We start from the raw sequence: 17625 nt of genomic DNA, 5'->3' as shown, positions 1-17625 counted from the left end.
GCACCTGCTTGACGCCAGAGTCGACGTGAGATCGCCCGGCGGAGGGCCTGCGGGCTCCGACCCGGGATCGCGCTTAGCGGAAGATCCAGTGCAACACCGTCCACGCGCCGATCGTGACGAGGGCACCGAAGCCGACGACGATCAGCAAAACGAGCAGTCCGTCGATCCATGAACCTGCCAACTCCTGCTGCGAGATCGACTGGTCGCTGCTTGTCGACTCCGGCCGCAGCGCACGCATCCCGGGGGTGTCACGGTTCCGTCGGATAGGGCCGGGAATGGTGTGCCAGCGCTCGTTCGGGTCGCCGTACCTTTCCTCCCACGCGGCAACGGCGGCCCGGGCGCGTTCGTCATCGCGACCGGTCACGAACCAGAGCGCACCTGCGGCGGGAAGATCCTGCATCTCGAAGTACACCTGGGCGAGCAGGTCGACGATCTCGTCGTCCTGCCGTTGACCGATGGCACCACGAAGACGGTCGCGCGCCTTCCACGTGCGGCCGCTCGCCAGATCGTCTCGAGCCCTTTCGATGGCGCCCGTGCGAGTTGCGGTCATCGCCCGAGGATGCCAGACGGATCACTCACGGCCCAACGGAATTCGTTGGCCGGTTAATCGGTCGTCGCGGTGCGCCCGCATCCGTAGATTGGGTGCCTCATCGTCAGCGCGGAAGGAGCCTCATGAGCACCAAGACCAGTCCGAACGTCTCCCATGGCGATCGGGACGTCGCGTTGGCGAACGAGATCCTGCGGGTGACGGTCGGGTCGGGCGCGCACGGCATGGCCATCGAGGGGCACGATGACAACGACGAGATGGGCGTCTACGTCCAGCACCCCGCGCAGCTCTTGGGACTATCACCCACTGCGTCGCACTACGTGTCGCGGACGCAGCCGGAGGGGTCGCGCTCTGGTCCGGGGGACACCGACCTGGTCATCTACGCGTTGCGGAAGTTCATCAGGCTTGCGGCAGCGGGGAATCCGACGATCCTGATCCCGTTCTGGTCGCCGTCGTCGGACCTGCTGGTGTCCACGCCGCTTGGTGATGAGTTGCGCTCGCTGCGATCCCAATTCGCGACCCGGCAGGCCGGGCGGCGCTTCCTGGGCTATCTCGATGGGCAACGTGATCGGCTGCTGGGGCGTGGGCGTCAGTCGCGCGTGCCGAACCGCCCGGAGTTGGTCGCCGCACATGGCTACGACACGAAGTACGCGAGTCACGCTCTGCGCCTGGGGTTACAGGGGATTGAGCTGATCACGACCGGCCAGTTGTCGCTGCCCCTGCGTTCCGAGGACTTGGAGCCGTGCATGGAGATCAAACGCGGTCAGGTCGGGTACGACGAGGCGTTGCGCCGCATCGACGACGTACGTTCGCGTCTGGCCGAGTTGCTGGACGGCCAGGTGGCGGTGCGTGACGAACCGGACATGGACGTTGTCAACAACTGGATGGTCCACGCCCACCGCCGCCACTGGGACTGGTGACCGAAGAGATCGTGGTGGGACGGCCGACGTACCTCAGTGACAGGTGGCCGCGAACGCACAGGTGTCGCAGTCGAAGGCGCTGACACACCATGTCAGCGCGTGCGCGAACGCCAGGTCCAGCAGGCTGTCGACGACGCTTGAAAACGAGGCCATAGCGACGGTCGAAACGAGGCCACCCAGACAGATTGGATGGGTGATCTCTGTGGAGGATTGGGCTTTGATCCGGCGGCTGGTGGCGGATGGTGTTCCGCAGCGTCAGGTCGCACGAGAGTTGGGCATTGGCAGGTCGACGGTGGAGCGGGCGTTGGCCTCGGACCGGCCCCCGAAGTACGAGCGGCCAGCGGGTCCGACATCGTTCACGCCGTTCGAGCCGGCGGTGCGGCAACTGCTGGTGAAGACACCAGACATGCCAGCGACGGTGATCGCCGAACGGGTCGGCTGGACGGGGTCGATCACCTGGTTCCGTGACAACGTGCGGCGTTTGCGACCTGAGCATCGGCCGGTTGACCCCTGCGATCGGTTGATTTGGTTGCCGGGTGACGCGGCGCAGTGCGACCTGTGGTTCCCGCCGCGGAAGATCCCGCTGGAGGACGGCAGCAGGACGTTGCTGCCGGTGATGGTGATCACTGCCGCGCATTCCCGGTTCATGGTCGGGCGGATGATCCCGACCCGCCATACCCAGGACCTGTTGCTGGGCATGTGGGAACTGCTGCAAGACCTCGGCCGGGTTCCGCGTCGGTTGATCTGGGACAACGAGACTGGGATCGGTCGCGGGAAGCGGCATGCCGAGGGAGTCGGCGCGTTCACCGGCACCTTGGCGACCACCCTGTTGCGGTTGAAGCCCTACGACCCTGAATCCAAGGGTGTGGTCGAACGCCGCAACCGCTACTACGAGACGTCCTTTATGCCCGGGCGGACCTTTGAGTCACCGGCTGACTTCGATGCCCAGTTCCGCGACTGGCTTGGACTGGCGAATAGCCGTGTCGTGCGGACCATCAAGGCTCGCCCGGTCGATCTGGTCGATGCCGACCGGGCCGCGATGCTGCCGCTGCCACCCGTGCCGCCAGCGGTGGGATGGGTCAACCGGGTCCGGCTGGGACGTGACTACTACGTGCGTGTCGACAGCAGCGACTACTCCGTGGAACCGAACGTGATCGGCAGATTCGTCGACGTCCACGCCGACCTGGCCAGGGTCGAAGTCCGCCACGAGGGCCGCCTGGTCGCCGCCCACCAGCGGGTGTGGGCACGCGGGATGACGATCACCGACCCGGCCCACGTCGCGGCCGCGAAAGTCCTGCGTGAGCAGTTCCAACTACCCCGACCAGCCGCCGATCCCGACCAGGAGTTGGCACGGGACCTGGCCGAATACGACCGGGCCTTCGGCCTGATCGATGGCGAGGAGGTCGCCTGATGGCCACGAAGAAGACCGAGACGACCGAGGCGCTGAAACAGCTGACCTACCTGGCATCAGCGTTGAAGGCGCCCCGGATCACCGAAGCCGCGGCCCGGTTGGCTGATCATGCCAGGGACGCCGGCTGGACCCACGAGGAGTACCTCGCCGCAGTCCTGGATCGTGAGGTCGCCGCCCGCAACGCCTCCGGCGCCCAGCTGCGGATCCGCGCCGCCGGGTTCGGGGCGAGGAAGACGATCGAGGAGTTCGACTGGGATGCCCAACCCGCCGTCCGGCAACAGGTCGCATCCTTGGCCTCGGGTGGATTCCTCACCGAAGCCCGCAACGTCGTGCTGCTCGGGCCACCCGGCACCGGCAAGACCCACCTGGCCACCGGACTGGGGATCGCCGCGGCCAACCACGGACACCGTGTGCTGTTCGCCACCGCAACCGAGTGGGTCACCCGCCTGACCGATGCCCACCAGGCCGGTCGACTCCCGCAAGAACTCGCCCGACTGCGCCGCTACAGCCTGATCATCGTCGACGAAGTCGGCTACCTACCCTTCGAACAAGACGCCGCGAACCTGTTCTTCCAACTCGTGTCATCGCGCTATGAACACGCCTCGCTCATCCTCACCAGCAACCTGCCATTCAGCGGCTGGGGCGGCGTATTCGGCGACCAAGCCGTCGCCGCCGCCATGATCGACAGAGTCGTCCACCACGCCGACGTCCTCACCCTCAAAGGCGCCAGCTACCGGCTACGCAACCGCGGGATCGACACCCTGCCCAGCATCAGAACCCAAGACACGGCAAACTAGACAACACGAACCGGTGGCCTCATTTTCGAGCGTCGCAACGGCCTCACTTTCGAGCGACGTCGACACTGGCGCCGGCATTCGACCAACGTGTCCATCCGAAGGGCGTAGTGCACCCTCGGCCGGGCTTCGTCCCGACTGACCAGACCGGCTCGCAGAAGGATTCGGAGGTGTTTGGTTGCCGTGGGCTGACTGATCCGCAACTGCTCCGCGATCTCGCTGACGGACAACGGAGCCTCGCGGTGCGATCCGAGCACCTTGATCATCTTCATCCGCACCGGGCAGTTGCTGCCGCGGCAGCGGCCTTGCCCAGCGGTCGCGGGGGCGCCTGCTCCGACCACACGCCCAGCGTCCGGACCGTCGCGTCGATCACCGACCGACGCTGCCGGCCCTCGGCGATCGCGGTGCGCCGCAAGATCGAGAAGGATCCGATTCCCACCGCGGATGGGGCGTGCCCAGACTGCGGCCCGGTGATCGGTGCGCCGAAACGGAGAAGGGCAGGCGGGTGGTGCACCTGCAGGGTCCCGGAAAGTCGCATTTCAGCTGGTCAGGATGTGTTTGATGGCCTGGTCGGGGTTGCGGGCGTGGTGTCGTAGTCCGGCGGCGATGTTGTCCCATTTCGCGAGGCGCAGGATGTTGATGGCTGTGTTGCGCAGGCTGGCCATGATTTGGGGTGCGGCGCCGGTGCGGATTTGGGAGCGGTCCTCATCGAAGGTGACGTCGCGGACCCAGCGCAGGCGGATCTCGATGCCCCAGTGTCCCTGAATCCATCCGGCCAGGGTCGCTGGTTGCGCTTGCTGGTAGCCGGCGGAGGTGATCAGGTACACCACTTCTACGGTCTTCTTCCCGCGCACGGTGACGGTGCGGCGGACCTGGGCGACTTGGGCCGCGCCAGGGAAGGTGACCTGCTCAGGGGCTTGCAAGACTTTGATGGTGCGTGTCACCCGTCGTCCCCGGCCCTTGGTGATCGCCCGGTGGACCGGCACATCGCGCCACGGAAGGGCCTTGAGCTGCGCCAGCAGGGTGGGTTGGTTGGCTTTGACGGTGAACAGGTAGTCCGCGCCGGCGGCCAGGATCGCGATCGCCGTGTCGGTTTGGGTGTGCAAGGCGTCAGCGGTGATCACTGTCCCGGTCAGATCATCCGGATCGAAGGTGGCCAATAGCTCTGGTACTGCGGGGATCTCGTTGCTCTTGGCCGCGACTGCGAGCTGACCCAGCACGATTCCTGCATCGTGCTCGTGCGCCGCGATCAGGTGCGGCGCGAACTGTTGGCTGGTTCGCGCTCCGCGTAGGGTCTTGCCATCGATCGCGATCACGCGGCGTTGGTCATCACCGGTGTGGCAGCGGGTCCACCAGAACCGACTCATCGCCGCATCCACAGCGGCGGCGTCCAGGCGGGCGAACAACTTGCGGATCATCGATTCCGTCGGCGGACGCGACAACCCGAACCTGACCAGTCGATCGGCGCCCAAGGTGCCCACCCATTCACCGATCGCGGTGAACGAACGCGCCCCGGCCAGGACCGCGCTCAGCGCCGCTGCCAGCACCCCCGGCAACGGGTAGCGCCGACCGCGAGCCTTGCGTGGGTCGGTCACCGTGCGCAACGCGCCCAGCAATCCATCGGCGTCGCAGTCGCGGGTGTCGTTCGCGCGGTGGATCAGAGAAGATGGCATCAGCGGATGGGGTTCCTCGGCGAGACGTTGGTGTGAGAACTTCCATCTCAGCCCCATGGGCCCCATCCGTCACACACGCCACGCCGATCACATCACCACAAACCCGCAGGTCACAGCCCCTTCAAACGACTTCTCCGGGGCCCTGCCCGCAACCCCGACTAGGCCATCAAACACATCCTGACCAGCTGAAATGCGACTTTTCCGGGACCCTGACTTATGGAAGGACGTACCCGGCTACCCCCTCACGCAAGGCGATCTCGTAGACCCACGCCCGCTTAACGCTCAACACGCGATGCCGCACGATGGTCTCCGAATCCACCAAAAAGGCTGCTCGGCACTGACGATCCGCCGGCTTGTCAATGTTCTTCTGCTCAACATCGTCGGGCCTGCAGTCGGCAACCGTGTCCCGGCAAACGCGCGCCGCCTCCTCCTGGCGGGAGTCGCGAAACGCAATGCCGTCTCCGCTACAGCCCTCCCACACGGCGTTCCTCAGGCACCTCCGACGTCTCTAAACAAAGAGTTTCAAGTTCGGACGTAATGAGAAAACGTCCCGAGAAATTTTCAATCAGCACTGAATTCTTTCCCGAAGAATCACTCCAAGGGTCGCGCTTGTCGGATCGAGGCACCGCGTCGAGACGAGTGTCGACGACAGGTGCGCGACGGGGGCCGAGGTGCCCGATTTCTGGTGACGGCCGGCTTTGCGGGTCTGGCCATCGACGGAGTCATCCTGCCCCTGGTCGAGCGCCTGTTCGCGCCGTCGCTGCTCGAGGGCTGGAACGGCTTCGGATCCATCGGCGTCGCGATGGCCATCATCATCTGGTGCGGAGCGATCGCCATCGGATGGGTGCTCACCGCCTGCATGAGCGCCGTGATCTGGGAACGCTACGCACCCACGCAGGCGGTCCTGGACGTCGAAAGCGACCCGCCGGCCTGCTGAGCGGCGTACCGCCAATCACCCCAGATCTCAACCGTGCTCGTGCACCTTGCATGCGCAGTACATGAATCCGCACGCGAAGCAGGCCGGCATCCCCTTGCACTGATGGCAGCCGCCGCAATCGACCGGTTCGGTGTGGCGTGCTGCATCGTCGGCTGAGTAGGGCTGGCCGCATCGCGGGCACGGCGGCCGCATCGTCTCCACGCCCGAGGGCACCGCGTCACTCATGAGCGTGGCACCACCGCGTCGGCCGCCGGCACCGTGGCCGTGCGCAGGTGCAGATCAACGGAGCGGGTGCGCGGGGTGAGCAACTCGCGAGGCGGCCGGGACGGATCGTTGGCTTGCGCCACCGCTGACTCGACCAGGGCGTGATCCGGTGACAGGTGGCAGACCGGGTCGGTGCGCGCGGCGTCGCCGGTGAGCGCGAACGCCTGGCAACGGCAACCGCCGAAATCGAGCTCCCGTCGATCACAGCTGCGGCACGGATCAGGCATCCAGTCCGTACCCCGGTACTGGTTGAACAGCTCGGACTCCTGCCAGACCCAGGCCACGGAATGCTCCCGGACGTTGGCGCGCGGCAACGGCAGCGACTGAGCGGCGGGGCACGGGAACGCGTCCCCGTTGGGGGTGATCGTGAACTGCCGGCTGGCCCAACCGTCCATACACGGTTTGGGGTAGCGGCTGTAGTAGTCCGGGATCACGTAGATGATCTCCATCCGGTCCCCGACGCGCTCGCGGGCTTCCCGCACCACCGTCTCGGCGTACTCCAACTGCTGCCTGCTCGGCATGAGTCCGCTGCGGTTCAGGCCGGCCCACCCGTAGTACTGGGTGTTGGCCAACTCGATGCGGTCGGCGTCCATCTCCTCGGCCATCGCGATGATGCCGCCGATGTGGTCGAGATTCTGCCGGTGCAACACCACGTTCAAGGTGATCGGCCAGCCCAGCCGCCGCACCAACCGGGCGGCGTCGCGTTTACGTTCGAACGATCGGATGCCGGCAATCCGGTCGGACAGTTCCTGCTCATCGGCCTGGATGCTGATCTGGACGTGATCCAGACCGGCCTGCCGCAATTGCTCCGCGCGCCGCTCGGACAGGCCCAGTGCACTGGTGATCAGGTTGGTGTAGAGACCCAACCCACTGGCCGTCTGGACCAGCTCGACGATGTCGCGCCGCTGCAGTGGCTCCCCGCCGGACAGGTGCAACTGGAGAACGCCGAGCTCTGCGGCCTCGGTGATCACGCGCTGCCAGTCCTGCGTGGACAATTCGTCCCGGTAGTCGGCCAGCGCCAGCGGGTTGGAGCAGTAGGAGCACTGCAGCGGGCAGGCGTAGGTGAGTTCGGCGAGCAGTCCGTAGGGGCTATCCATCAGTGGTCTCCACGCAGCGCTTGGCGGTCAGCTCGTCCAACAAGCCGCGTACGTCGTCCTCGGACACCTCGTCGTAGCGGCTGCGCAGCTCGACGACGATGTCTTCGACGGCGCGGGATCCGTCACACAGCTCCAGCACTGCCGCCGCGGTCTGGTTGACGACCACGATCCGCTCCGGCGACAGCAGCACATGCTGGCCGCGCGCGGCGTCGTACCTCATCCGGACGTGCGGTGCGAGCCGTGGGACACCCATCAGCTCAGTGACGGCCATAAGCCTGGTCGATGGCGTCGAGCATGCTCCACAGCACATCACATTTGAAGGACAGTGCGGCCAGCGCGGCCGCCTGGGTGTCGGGGGTCACGCAATGCTTGCGGACGATCTCCAGGCCGTGTTCGGAATCGCGCGGCGCCTGGGTGAGCCGGGCGCGGAAGTACGCCAGCGCATCCGGGTCGATCCAGGTGTAGTACTTCTCGAAGGCGGCCAGCCGGTGGGCCATCAGGTCCGGTGCGAACAGTTCGGTCAGGGAGGACGCGACGGCCTCGACCCACGGCTTGGTCCGGGTGAACGTGACGTAGGCATCGACCGCGAACCGGACGCCCGGCACGATGTGCCGTTGGTCTTCCATCTCCTCGCGGGTCAACCCAGAGCCTTCGCCGAGCCGCAGCCACGACTCGATGCCGCCGTTGCCTTCGGCGGTGCCGTCGTGATCGATGATGCGTTGTACCCAGCGGCGCCGAACCTCCCGGTCCGGACAGTTGCTGATGATCGCTCCGTCTTTACGGGGGATGTTCAGCTGGTAGTAGAAGCGGTTCGCGACCCAGCCGCGGATCTCCTCCGGCGTGGACTGGCCCTCGTTCATCCGCTGATGGAAGGGGTGCTCGCTGTGGTACTGCTTGGCGTGAGAACGGAGCGCCTGTTCGAACTCGTCGGGCGTCAGCGTCGTCGTCATGGTTGCTCCTTTGATCACGTGCCTGGTGCGGGTGCCGAACCGTCTCGACGGCTCGGCACCCGCACGCGGGGAAGGCTGTTGTTACTTGTCCAGCGTCGCGACGTAGGCGGTCACTTCAGCGGACACCCGGATCTCGGTGATCACGGGGGCTTCCCATTTCTGCGTTGCAGTCTTCATGTTGTGCCTCTCTTTCTGTTATCTCTTCGTAATGGCAGACCGGGGTTGGTCAGCCAAGGCGCAGCAGGACCGGCACCGCGACGATTGCCGCGGCTCCAGCGATTCCTGAGGTGAGGATGCGGTTCTGGTTCAGCTTCGGAACGGCGCGGACGATCGCAGCGCTCACGAGCAGACCGGCCATGGCCAGCAGGGTGCTGGACACCAGCTGCTCGAAGAACGAGACCGCGACCGACGAGGTGCCGTCGACCAGCCCGAAGCTGATGTTGTCCAGGGTCAGCGCGAACGGCAGGGCCCAGACGTAGCGGGTGTTGGCAACCTTCCGCGAAAGGACCGCCACCGCGATCAGGTAGACACCCAGAGCGATCAGCGCAGCCGACGACACAAAGGTGGCAACCTCTTCGGACATCTCCCAGTGCAGCGCGGTTCCGAGCAGGAACGCGCCACCATCGGCGATGCCGAACAGTGCGGCGTAGGCGAACCGCGCCTTGCCGGTGATGAGCGCACCCACGGCGAGGCACGCGATGAAACTGTCAATCCCCAGAGCTAGAAATCCCATGAGAACCTCTCTTTATTGATTCGAAGATGGATAGCTGTTGGGTCAGTCCGACAGCTCGAACGCGATGAGTGACGCACCGTGGCCCTGGGCGGACATGCCCGGGATGATGCCCTCGAGCCACCCACCCCAGCCGACCGGAACCGCGACGTACTGCTTGCCGTTCACCTCGTAGGTCATCGGGCTGCTGTGGTGCCCGCTGCCGCACTGGAATTCCCACAGCTTCTCGCCGGTCTCGGCGTGGAAGGCCATGAACTCACCCGTGGGCTTGCCTGCGAAGACCAGGTTGCCTTCGGTGGACAGCACCGATGCCGCCATCGGCATGTCCATCCGGTAGCGCCACTTCTCCTCGCCGTGCGAGTCGAACGCGCTGACCGAACCGGCCATGTTGTCGATGTCGACCTCAACGGCGGCACCCCAGTAGGGCATGCCTTCCTTGAACTCGCGGCGGCGGCGGGTAGCCGTGGCGCCCACGTCGGCAACCGGAACGTAGAACAGGTCGTGGTTCGGGTTGTACGCCGCGTGCGTCCATTCCTTCGCACCGGCCGGGCCGGGGAAGAAGTGCACCGGCTCGCCTTCCTTGTCCGGGTACTTACGAGCCGTCACCTTGCCGTCACGGGTGATGACGCCCCAGTCGATGCGGTCGACGAACGGGGTCACGTGCTGCAACTCGCCGTTGGTCCGGTCGAGCACGAACATGTAGCCGTTCTTGTCGAAGTGGGCCATCAGCTTCTTGCCGTCCCGCTCGAACAGCGTCATCTCCATGGTGGAGTCGTAGTCCCACAGGTCGTGCGGGGTGAACTGGTAGTGCCACTTGATCTCGCCGGTGTCGGCATCGAGCGCCACGACGCTGTCGGTGTAGAGGTTGTCGCCCTCACGCACCTCACCGTCGAAGTCCGGTGCCGGGTTACCGGTACCCGCGTAGTACAGGTTCAACTCCGGGTCGTAGGTGCCGGTGACCCAGTGGTTGCCGCCACCGCGCGCCCAGGCCTCGCCGTCGTCGGGCCAGGTCTCCGAGCCCGGCTCGCCGGGCTTGGGGATGGTGTAGGTGCGCCACTTGTGGTCGCCGGTCTCCAGGTCCCAGCAGTCGATGTGACCGCGGACGCCGTACTCACCACCGGCGGAACCGGTGATCAGGGTGTCCTTGATGACCAGGGGAGCCAGCGAGGCGCTCTCTCCTGCGCGGACGTCACCGATCGCACGCTGCCAGACCTTGTCACCGTTGGTGGCGTCGAGGCACAGCAACTGGGCGTTCTGGGTGACCATGTAGACCTTGCCGTTGGCCACCGCGCAACCGCGGTTGACGTTGGCGCAGCACAGCGTGATGTCGAACGGCACGGCGTGCTTGTAGCGCCACAGCTGCTCACCCGTGGTCGCATCGAGCGCCCACAGCCAGCCGTCCCAGCCGGTCACGAACATGACGCCGTCGACGACCAGCGGGTCTGTCCGAAACTTTGTGTAAGTGGCTTGGCGTGACGTCCCTGGCTTTGGCTGGGGCGGAAGGAAGATCGCGTCATGTCTGATGAGCAAGCGCATGGTGAGTTGGTGGCGAGGTCGTCGGCCGAGTCGGTTGACGTTGATGATCTGGCGCAGCAGCTGGTCGCTTCGGCGGTCGAGCGGCAGGTCGCTTTGACCGGTGAGGGTGGGTTGTTGACGACGCTGACGCGGCGGGTCCTGCAGGCAGCCCTGGAGGCCGAGATGAGCGCCCACCTGGGGTATGACAAGCACGCGGTCAACGGCCGCGATGGCGGCAACTCCCGCAATGGCTCCAGCCCCAAGACGGTGCGCACCGAGATCGGGGACGTGCAGATCCAGGTTCCGCGGGATCGGGCCGGCACGTTCGAACCGCAGATCGTGCCCAAGCACCAGCGCCGCCTGGCCGGGTTCGATGAGGCCGTGATTTCGCTGTACGCGAAGGGCATGACCACCGGGGACATCGCCGCTCACCTGTCCCAGGTGTACGACACCGATGTTTCCCGGGACCTGGTCTCGCGGGTCACCGACCAGGTCCTGGGTGACATGAAGGCGTGGTCGGCGCGTCCGTTGGACGCGATCTACCCGGTGATCCTGATCGACGCGATCGTGCTGAAGGTCCGCGAAGGGACGGTCGCGAACCGTCCGGTGTATGTGGCAATCGGTATAGACCTCAACGGTTTCCGCGATGTCCTGGGGTTGTGGGTCGGCCCATCGGGTGGGGAAGGAGCCAAGCAGTGGATGAACATGCTGTCGGACTTGAAGAATCGTGGCATCCTCGATGCGTGCATCGTGTGCTGCGACGGCCTCAAAGGCTTGCCCGAGGCGATCACGGCGACCTGGCCGGCCGCCACGGTGCAAACGTGTGTGGTGCATTTGGTCCGCAACAGTCTGCGGTACGCCTCCAAGAAGTACTGGCAGGCCATCACCCGCGACCTCAAGCGGATCTACACCGCCCCGTCGCTGGCGGCGGCCGAAACCGAGTTCGAGACCTTCGCGCAGCAGTGGGAACCGCTGTATCCGGCGATGGTGCGGATGTGGCGCAACTCCTGGACCGAGTTCATCCCGTTCCTGGACTTCCCTGTCGAGGTCCGCAAACTGATCTATACGACCAACGGGATCGAGTCGTTGAACGCCCGGTTCCGGGCAGCGACACGTCGACGGGGCCATTTCCCGGACGAGCAATCCGCGTTGAAGGTGCTCTACCTCGCGGTGTTGGAGCGGCAGAAGAACCGACCCAACCCCACCGGGCAGATCGCCGGCTGGAAGAACATCCTGAACGTACTATCCATGACCTACGGCGACCGCCTAGGTCTGAACTAGCCGATGCCACTTACACAAAGAATCAGACGGACCCCGACTCGGCCCGTTCCCGACTGGCCGGGTTGCTCAACGGCGACCTCGCGGTGCGCGACGAACCCGAGATGGACGTCGTCAACGCCTGGATGGTCGACGCCCACCGGAACCACCGGGCTTGGGCGCCAGGTAGTTGAGATCTCTGCGTCAGGGTGACGGAATTCCAGATGTCGCATCGAGTGGCACGACGCTGACTCCACTGCACTATTGTCGGGTACAGTCCGGGTGCAACGATTGACTTCACCGACGACGGAACAGACCGATGTCGACTCGTATGCGCCTACCAGGTGCGATCCTCAACTATGGAGCCGAGGTTGCCGGTCGCGATGTCGAGGCTCCACGTCTGCAGCTGGGTGCCGTTGCGGATACACGAGATGACTGGTCCGGACGGTCCTGTGCCGAACTCCTGCTGAGAGTTCGGCACCCACTGCAGCAGCGTCGTCCCCTCTGGACAGCTAGCTGTCCAGTCGATCTTGCGCTTGTCAACGTCGTACGCCTGGACAACCCCCACCCCCGATTGGGTGGTGGCATAAACGATGTGCGACCCCAGCGCGTCAGCAAAAAAATTAGACCGGCCCACTGAACGGTCCGTTCCCATGGTCAACGGAACCTCCGGGCGGATGGCCGCCCACACCTTGTGCTGCGAAACGCTCCACACCATGATTGTTCCGGTCTGGGCGTTCGAGTCCCGCCCGACCGGATCCACGGTCGCCATGACATAGTGGCCGACTCCTGGACTTGACGAGCCACTATCAAGCGAGAGTCCGTTGAAGTCGTTGCCAATCGGGTCCTGCGACACAATCTGGGTGCCACTCCACGTAACCATAGACGAGCACCCCGCATCCTGGGCATCCAGGAGTAATACGTGCACCTCTTTGGGACTTCCGACGTCGAATGTCTGTTGCGATCCGCATCCGAGGGGCATGCCGTTCGCGTACTCTGCGGGCTTGCGGTCCAGACCAGAAACGAACGAAGTGGCCGCAACACCCAGTGCAAGGACCGCAGCCAGCATCCACACGAACCTGCGGCGCAAGACTGCAGCGACGACAATGACGATGGACACCGGGACCAACACTGCTGCAAGGCCGATCAGGTACGCCGACAAGGCAGTGCCCGCGTCGTACGCACCGGGTAGGTCCGGCCGCCAGCCCAGCTTAGCGCGCCCGAGGTATCCGATCGGCCAGGGGACAACCCCCACCAGAACGGCGAAGGACGCGAGACCTACGCCCAAGCGCTTCGCGCGTTGCCGGTAGACCCAGTTCTGGACGGTACTGACGCGCGGATCGAGGTCGAGGTTCATGAGTTCAAGAACCGTTCGAGTTCGCCGGCCTTGCGGCGCAGCCACGGGACCGATTCCTGGGCTTGGCGATTGAAGGAACTGGCGGCCTGTTGCAGGACCCGCAACTGATCCTCGAACTTGCGGCGCTGGGTGTCTTCCCATTGCGCCTGGGCCAAGGCGCGGGTCACACTCGCGACGGCCTGTTGGATGTCCTGCGCAGCACGGTGGGTTTTGTCGGCCAAAGCCCGCAGATCATTCGGGTTGGCGTTGACTTGAGCCATTTGGTTCCTATCTCCACTCTTCGTTGTCGTAGCTCTCCAACTGCCGGCGAGCCTGCTCAAGTGCGGCGTCAAGCTCGTTCAGGGCCTGGAAGTACCTACGGTCGGCGACGGTAAGGGGATCGAGATGCTGATGATTAATCCGCCGGAACACGACGTCCTGCCACTCCTGACCGGCCATGTTCACTTGCAGATTGCGCCTGCCGGTAGCGTCAACGAGACGTTCGATCAGATCGTGCAACGGGCCGCTCACCTGCTCAGCCCCTGCTGCCTGCGAGGACTCGTGCGGGGATGGTCGCGATACCAAGTTGCTGCGCGCACCAACCACGGTGCCGTCCGTTGGTCACGCTGAACGATCCGTCAGCCAGCCGCTCAACCACCGGCGCATCGGAGCCAAAGAACCCGTCGTACGTCGCCGCGTAACTCCGATTCCCATTGCGCCCCTCGACCGCGTCTCTCGTCGCGAGCTCTTCCCGGCCACCACCTGCCAACAGCGTCGGCAAAACCACTTCCTGAACGGCGCGCACTGCCCACCGCATATCGGAAGCGGGACTCGACGGGCGGAAATCGGCGTCGCCGTGGATGCCCTCGATCGCCATCGCGTCCACCGAGATCATTTCGAAACCGGCTGGCAGCACAACGGATTCGGCAGCGGAACCGCTTCCACCACCTGAGCTTGCACCCGCTCCGCGGCTCACGCAGCCCGCTGCACCGGACACCATCCGCAGGTAGTCCTCCACCCGCACGCCTGCGGCAGCAATTCGCGATTGGACACGATCGACTGCCTCCCGCTCCTCAACTTGCCATCGGATCCGGGCAGCCTCCCACACCCGAACGGCCTCCTGAACATGGCGAAAAGCATGTTCGAAGTCCTGGGCGGACTCGCGCCGGACGCGTCCGCGTGTCGTACCCTCGGCCGCCACCTCGTTGAATTGCCGATGGCGGACCGCTAGCTCCTCCAGGACATCCTGAACCCGTCCGCGCACCTGGGTGTCAAGACTTGCGGCCTCGGCAGCACAGGACGAAACAGCCGCACCCACCTCTGCAATGGCGGAAAGGCTCGTGAGAGCAGCTGATTCACTCACCGTGGTGCTCGCTGTCGGTCGCCGACGTTAACAACGCGAACATCTCTTGGGGCGGGACTCGTTCGAAGCGCTGGGCTCGCCGGGCCGTTCCGGCCTCCATGTCGTCGAGGTAAAGCTCGTGTTCCTTCAACCCACTGGGTTGGTCACTGTCCAGCAGACGCAGGGCATCCTCCCTAGAAAGCCGTCCAGTTACCCGCACCCCAACTTCGCGCAGCTGGTTCGATGTCAGTCTGCGATCCAACCCTGCGACGCCGTCCACACCGAGGATGAGATGTACGCCGACCTCGGGGCCATCCTTCAGGATCGTTTCGGCCGCCTCCACCACCTCATTGGCGTAGTCGGTAAGGTCGAGCATGCGCATCCGATGCAGCATCGGCACGGCGAACACGATTGCCCGGTCGCGATATCGAGTCGCATCGTGTCGCTCGCGCACCACCTGAGCGAGTTCGTTGAACGCTTCGCTCACACGACTGCGGATGACCGGTGTTGCGCCCAGTCCGAGGACTTCTTCGAAAGCATTCTCGATCTCGAGGTCATCGGTGGGCGCCAGCACGAACCGGACTTCGGCACCATCGACTAGAGCAGCAACCGCTGCACTGTTCACCTCCGCCCAAGACTCCGTGCCGAGGAACAGCCCGTGGCCACCGGCAACCCGGCGCAACCGCATCAACGCGTCCTGCCCGATCAGATACGGCATCCCGACCGGAAGAGCTAACGTCCGGTTGGGGTTGCTGCCGCGCACAAGATCGGCCAGTCCGCGCGCCGGAACGGGCTCAGCGCCGTTAAACACCCATGGGATGTCGCCGACACCGGCGGCATCCAACAGCTTCGAGATCTGATCCAGCGCTTGCGCGCGGGCGTCGGGCGACCAGAAGGTCGCCTGAAAACGAACGTTGGCGTCCTTGTTCCCGCCCGCGTAGTTGATTAACCCCTCGCCCGGCCGGCTCAACAGGGAGGCATCCATGTTGTTCTCCGCGAGGATCAGGCGTGACTCATCAACAGAGCAGCGCAACGCGACGCGGGTGGTGACCTGCTGCAAGGTGTGCCGCTTTAGTCCGTCGTGACCGGACAGCGTTTGTGTCGCTAACAGGACGTGCACCCCAAACGCCCGTCCCTGCCGGATGATGCGGTCGAGCAGTTCGCCTGCGCGAGTCGCCAGCCGGTCGTCTCGCTCGAACAGTTTTTGGAACTCGTCCATGACCAACAGGACCCGGGGAATTGCTTCACCAGTGGTTTCGCGGTAGGTGGCGATGTTAACGTCCCGACCACCCGAGGCCTTAAACAGCACTCCGCGACGTTCGATCTCACGGTCAATGTTCTCCAGTACGGACAAACCGAAATCACGGTCGGATTCGATTGCGATGACACGGGCGTGCCGCAGCCCCTTGCGCGCGTACTCGTTGAACTCGACGCCCTCCTTGAAGTCGACGAGGTAAAGCTCCAGCTCGACCGGGGAGTAGGCGAGGACGAGATCCATCACGACCGAGTGCAGCCACACGGATTTGCCGGAGCCCGGCACGCCGGCGACTAAGGCGTTGCTTCGCGTGTCCGAAGCGAAGACGAGTTCGGCGACGTCCCGCGCACCGGCACGACCGAATCGGGCGGCGATCCCGTCCGCGGAATTGCCTTTCCACCAGGTCAACGGATCGTCGGGGTCGATCGCCATACGCCCCGGCACGCTCGAGCCCTGCTCCCGCTCGGACTTGGCGCGCGCGACCCGTGCTGACTCTGCGGGGGTGACGACGACGTCGTCAGCCGACCGGATGGCGCCGGTAATTCGCCCGCGCAACGCCGCAAGCGTCGCGTCGGCCAAGGGTGAAAGACCCCGGGTCACCCAGCGCGGCTCGACGCTGCGGATCGGACCTTCACCGTGGTATGACTCAACGACCTCGCCGAACACAGATCGGATCCAGTCGTCCGAGGGTTGCTCATGCATCAGCAGCAACGAGTCCAGATAGTGCTCCTGTACGTCCGGGGGAATCTGCGCCGCGTGGCCAATGACGAACACTCCGCAGCGAGGTCCGGCATTGATGATCTTCTGCAATCGGATCCAGAGGTCTGGGTCTGGGTTGCCCGGGGACCGTTCGCAAGCGGTCATCAGGTCATAGATCAACACAAGCCGGTAGGGCTCAGCGACTTCGCCAGCGGCGAGGTTGAAGTCAGTGAGACTGCTGAACTCTCCTTGCAGGAACTTGCGCGTCACGTAGGTAATGTGGGCTTCCAACTCCTCCAAAAGCCTAACGAACCCCGGGGCTGTTGTCTCGATGCGGTTGCCCAGGACGCTCTCGCCAGCGTCGCCGAGGCGGTGCAAGAAATCGGCGCTCTTGCCCAGCTGGACCGGATCAACCACGCGCACCCTGCAATGTCCGGCTGGGAGCAGAGCCAGCATCTGAAGCGTGACCTGCGTGATGGCGTTGTAGTCACCGGTGATGAACCCACCGCGATGATCGAAATCCACGACGACGGGAGCCCAATTGGCCGCGTCGAATGATGAGGTGACTAACTGTCGCTGCGTGGAGGTGGCTGTCTCGACTTGGACCCCGGCGCAGCGGGCGTAGCCCACGGTGAACTGCAACGGCCCCACCCCGCTCACCCACGACCCGACCTCCGCCGCATCACGGGCACCGTCGACGCCATCGATCCAGGCATATCCAGGGACACTGAACAGCGAAGTGCCGTCGCTTGCAAGCATCGCCGCTAGACTCGCGGCCATCGTGGTTGTCGCGCCGTCTTCGACTGCGTTGGCTGCCTCACCTGCGTCCGCGATGAGGCTTGCCACAGGTTGCGCAAGCGCGCGGGCCCGACCGCGCCCGACGAAAGTGCGCACCGTA

At 64.9% G+C, this 17625-nt stretch carries 20 protein-coding genes; 5 read left to right on the top strand and 15 right to left on the bottom strand.

Annotated features, from left to right (window positions below; all coding sequences use genetic code 11):
* Positions 1-73: 73 nt before the first annotated feature.
* A complete protein-coding gene (locus DR843_RS15930; RefSeq protein WP_109687373.1) occupies positions 74-550 on the bottom strand; it encodes a DUF6584 family protein in 477 nt (158 codons plus the stop codon).
* Between the two features lie 122 nt (positions 551-672).
* Between DR843_RS15930 and DR843_RS15925 the strand changes: the two genes are divergently transcribed.
* From DR843_RS15925 to istB, 3 genes are all read left to right on the top strand, one after another.
* Entirely contained in the window at positions 673-1467 is a 795-nt protein-coding gene (locus DR843_RS15925; protein ID WP_109687370.1) for a DNA polymerase beta superfamily protein, read from the top strand.
* Between the two features lie 193 nt (positions 1468-1660).
* Complete coding sequence (istA, locus tag DR843_RS15920) at positions 1661-2878, top strand: IS21 family transposase (RefSeq protein WP_109683678.1); 1218 nt, start codon at positions 1661-1663, stop codon at positions 2876-2878.
* Positions 2878-3675 (top strand): IS21-like element helper ATPase IstB, encoded by a 798-nt coding sequence (gene istB / locus DR843_RS15915; RefSeq protein ID WP_109683679.1) that lies wholly within the window; start codon positions 2878-2880, stop codon positions 3673-3675. Before istA ends, istB begins: the two co-directional genes overlap by 1 nt.
* Here the strand turns inward: istB and DR843_RS20945 are convergent.
* The 3 genes from DR843_RS20945 to DR843_RS15900 are packed head-to-tail and all read right to left on the bottom strand — an operon-like array spanning position 3672 to position 5345.
* Positions 3672-3938, bottom strand: a complete 267-nt coding sequence (locus tag DR843_RS20945) for a helix-turn-helix domain-containing protein (RefSeq protein ID WP_425451581.1) — start codon at positions 3936-3938, stop codon at positions 3672-3674. The genes istB and DR843_RS20945 overlap by 4 nt on opposite strands.
* A gap of 2 nt (positions 3939-3940) precedes the next feature.
* Positions 3941-4210, bottom strand: coding sequence for a hypothetical protein (locus DR843_RS15905; protein ID WP_109687366.1), 270 nt, complete (start codon positions 4208-4210; stop codon positions 3941-3943).
* Between the two features lies 1 nt (position 4211).
* Positions 4212-5345 carry an ISAs1 family transposase gene (locus DR843_RS15900; protein ID WP_211310265.1) on the bottom strand — a complete coding sequence of 378 codons (1134 nt, stop codon included), beginning with the start codon at positions 5343-5345 and terminating at the stop codon, positions 4212-4214.
* A gap of 685 nt (positions 5346-6030) precedes the next feature.
* Here DR843_RS15900 and DR843_RS15890 point away from each other — a divergent pair.
* Positions 6031-6282: a hypothetical protein gene (locus DR843_RS15890; RefSeq protein ID WP_109687361.1), complete on the top strand. Its 252-nt coding sequence runs from the start codon at positions 6031-6033 to the stop codon at positions 6280-6282.
* Between the two features lie 221 nt (positions 6283-6503).
* Here the strand turns inward: DR843_RS15890 and pqqE are convergent, their stop codons facing one another.
* The 6 genes from pqqE to DR843_RS15855 all read right to left on the bottom strand — a co-directional run bounded on the left by pqqE (position 6504) and on the right by DR843_RS15855 (position 10859).
* Positions 6504-7643, bottom strand: a complete 1140-nt coding sequence (gene pqqE, locus DR843_RS15880) for a pyrroloquinoline quinone biosynthesis protein PqqE (RefSeq protein ID WP_109687357.1) — start codon at positions 7641-7643, stop codon at positions 6504-6506.
* Entirely contained in the window at positions 7636-7914 is a 279-nt protein-coding gene (gene pqqD / locus DR843_RS15875) for a pyrroloquinoline quinone biosynthesis peptide chaperone PqqD (protein WP_109687355.1), read from the bottom strand. The genes pqqE and pqqD overlap by 8 nt, the downstream gene beginning before the upstream one ends.
* Complete coding sequence (gene pqqC, locus DR843_RS15870; protein ID WP_109687353.1) at positions 7901-8593, bottom strand: pyrroloquinoline-quinone synthase PqqC; 693 nt, start codon at positions 8591-8593, stop codon at positions 7901-7903. Before pqqC ends, pqqD begins: the two co-directional genes overlap by 14 nt.
* Before the next feature lie 81 nt (positions 8594-8674).
* On the bottom strand, positions 8675-8770 hold the full coding sequence (gene pqqA / locus DR843_RS15865) for a pyrroloquinoline quinone precursor peptide PqqA (RefSeq protein WP_109687351.1): 96 nt from the start codon (positions 8768-8770) through the stop codon (positions 8675-8677).
* A 49-nt stretch (positions 8771-8819) separates the two neighbouring features.
* Positions 8820-9326: a hypothetical protein gene (locus tag DR843_RS15860; protein WP_109687349.1), complete on the bottom strand. Its 507-nt coding sequence runs from the start codon at positions 9324-9326 to the stop codon at positions 8820-8822.
* Positions 9327-9368: 42 nt separating this feature from the next.
* Positions 9369-10859 (bottom strand): PQQ-dependent dehydrogenase, methanol/ethanol family, encoded by a 1491-nt coding sequence (locus DR843_RS15855; protein WP_281268882.1) that lies wholly within the window; start codon positions 10857-10859, stop codon positions 9369-9371.
* Here DR843_RS15855 and DR843_RS15850 point away from each other — a divergent pair.
* Complete coding sequence (locus DR843_RS15850) at positions 10839-12119, top strand: IS256 family transposase (protein WP_172461486.1); 1281 nt, start codon at positions 10839-10841, stop codon at positions 12117-12119. The two genes, DR843_RS15855 and DR843_RS15850, sit on opposite strands and share 21 nt — an antisense overlap.
* Before the next feature lie 313 nt (positions 12120-12432).
* On the opposite strand, the gene DR843_RS15845 is transcribed toward DR843_RS15850, so the two are convergent.
* The 5 genes from DR843_RS15845 to DR843_RS15825 all read right to left on the bottom strand — a co-directional run bounded on the left by DR843_RS15845 (position 12433) and on the right by DR843_RS15825 (position 17621).
* Positions 12433-13452 carry a hypothetical protein gene (locus DR843_RS15845; RefSeq protein WP_109687346.1) on the bottom strand — a complete coding sequence of 340 codons (1020 nt, stop codon included), beginning with the start codon at positions 13450-13452 and terminating at the stop codon, positions 12433-12435.
* Positions 13449-13712 carry a WXG100 family type VII secretion target gene (locus DR843_RS15840; protein ID WP_109687344.1) on the bottom strand — a complete coding sequence of 88 codons (264 nt, stop codon included), beginning with the start codon at positions 13710-13712 and terminating at the stop codon, positions 13449-13451. The genes DR843_RS15845 and DR843_RS15840 overlap by 4 nt, the downstream gene beginning before the upstream one ends.
* Before the next feature lie 7 nt (positions 13713-13719).
* Positions 13720-13962 carry a hypothetical protein gene (locus DR843_RS15835; RefSeq protein WP_109687342.1) on the bottom strand — a complete coding sequence of 81 codons (243 nt, stop codon included), beginning with the start codon at positions 13960-13962 and terminating at the stop codon, positions 13720-13722.
* A 4-nt stretch (positions 13963-13966) separates the two neighbouring features.
* A complete protein-coding gene (locus DR843_RS15830) occupies positions 13967-14632 on the bottom strand; it encodes a hypothetical protein (RefSeq protein ID WP_146202601.1) in 666 nt (221 codons plus the stop codon).
* A 154-nt stretch (positions 14633-14786) separates the two neighbouring features.
* Positions 14787-17621 (bottom strand): FtsK/SpoIIIE domain-containing protein, encoded by a 2835-nt coding sequence (locus DR843_RS15825; RefSeq protein WP_109687338.1) that lies wholly within the window; start codon positions 17619-17621, stop codon positions 14787-14789.
* Between the last annotated feature and the right edge of the window lie 4 nt (positions 17622-17625).

The sequence above is a fragment of the Branchiibius hedensis genome, assembly GCF_900108585.1.
GTDB classification, from domain to species: domain Bacteria; phylum Actinomycetota; class Actinomycetes; order Actinomycetales; family Dermatophilaceae; genus Branchiibius; species Branchiibius hedensis.
This window is presented reverse-complemented; position numbering and strand designations above follow the sequence as displayed.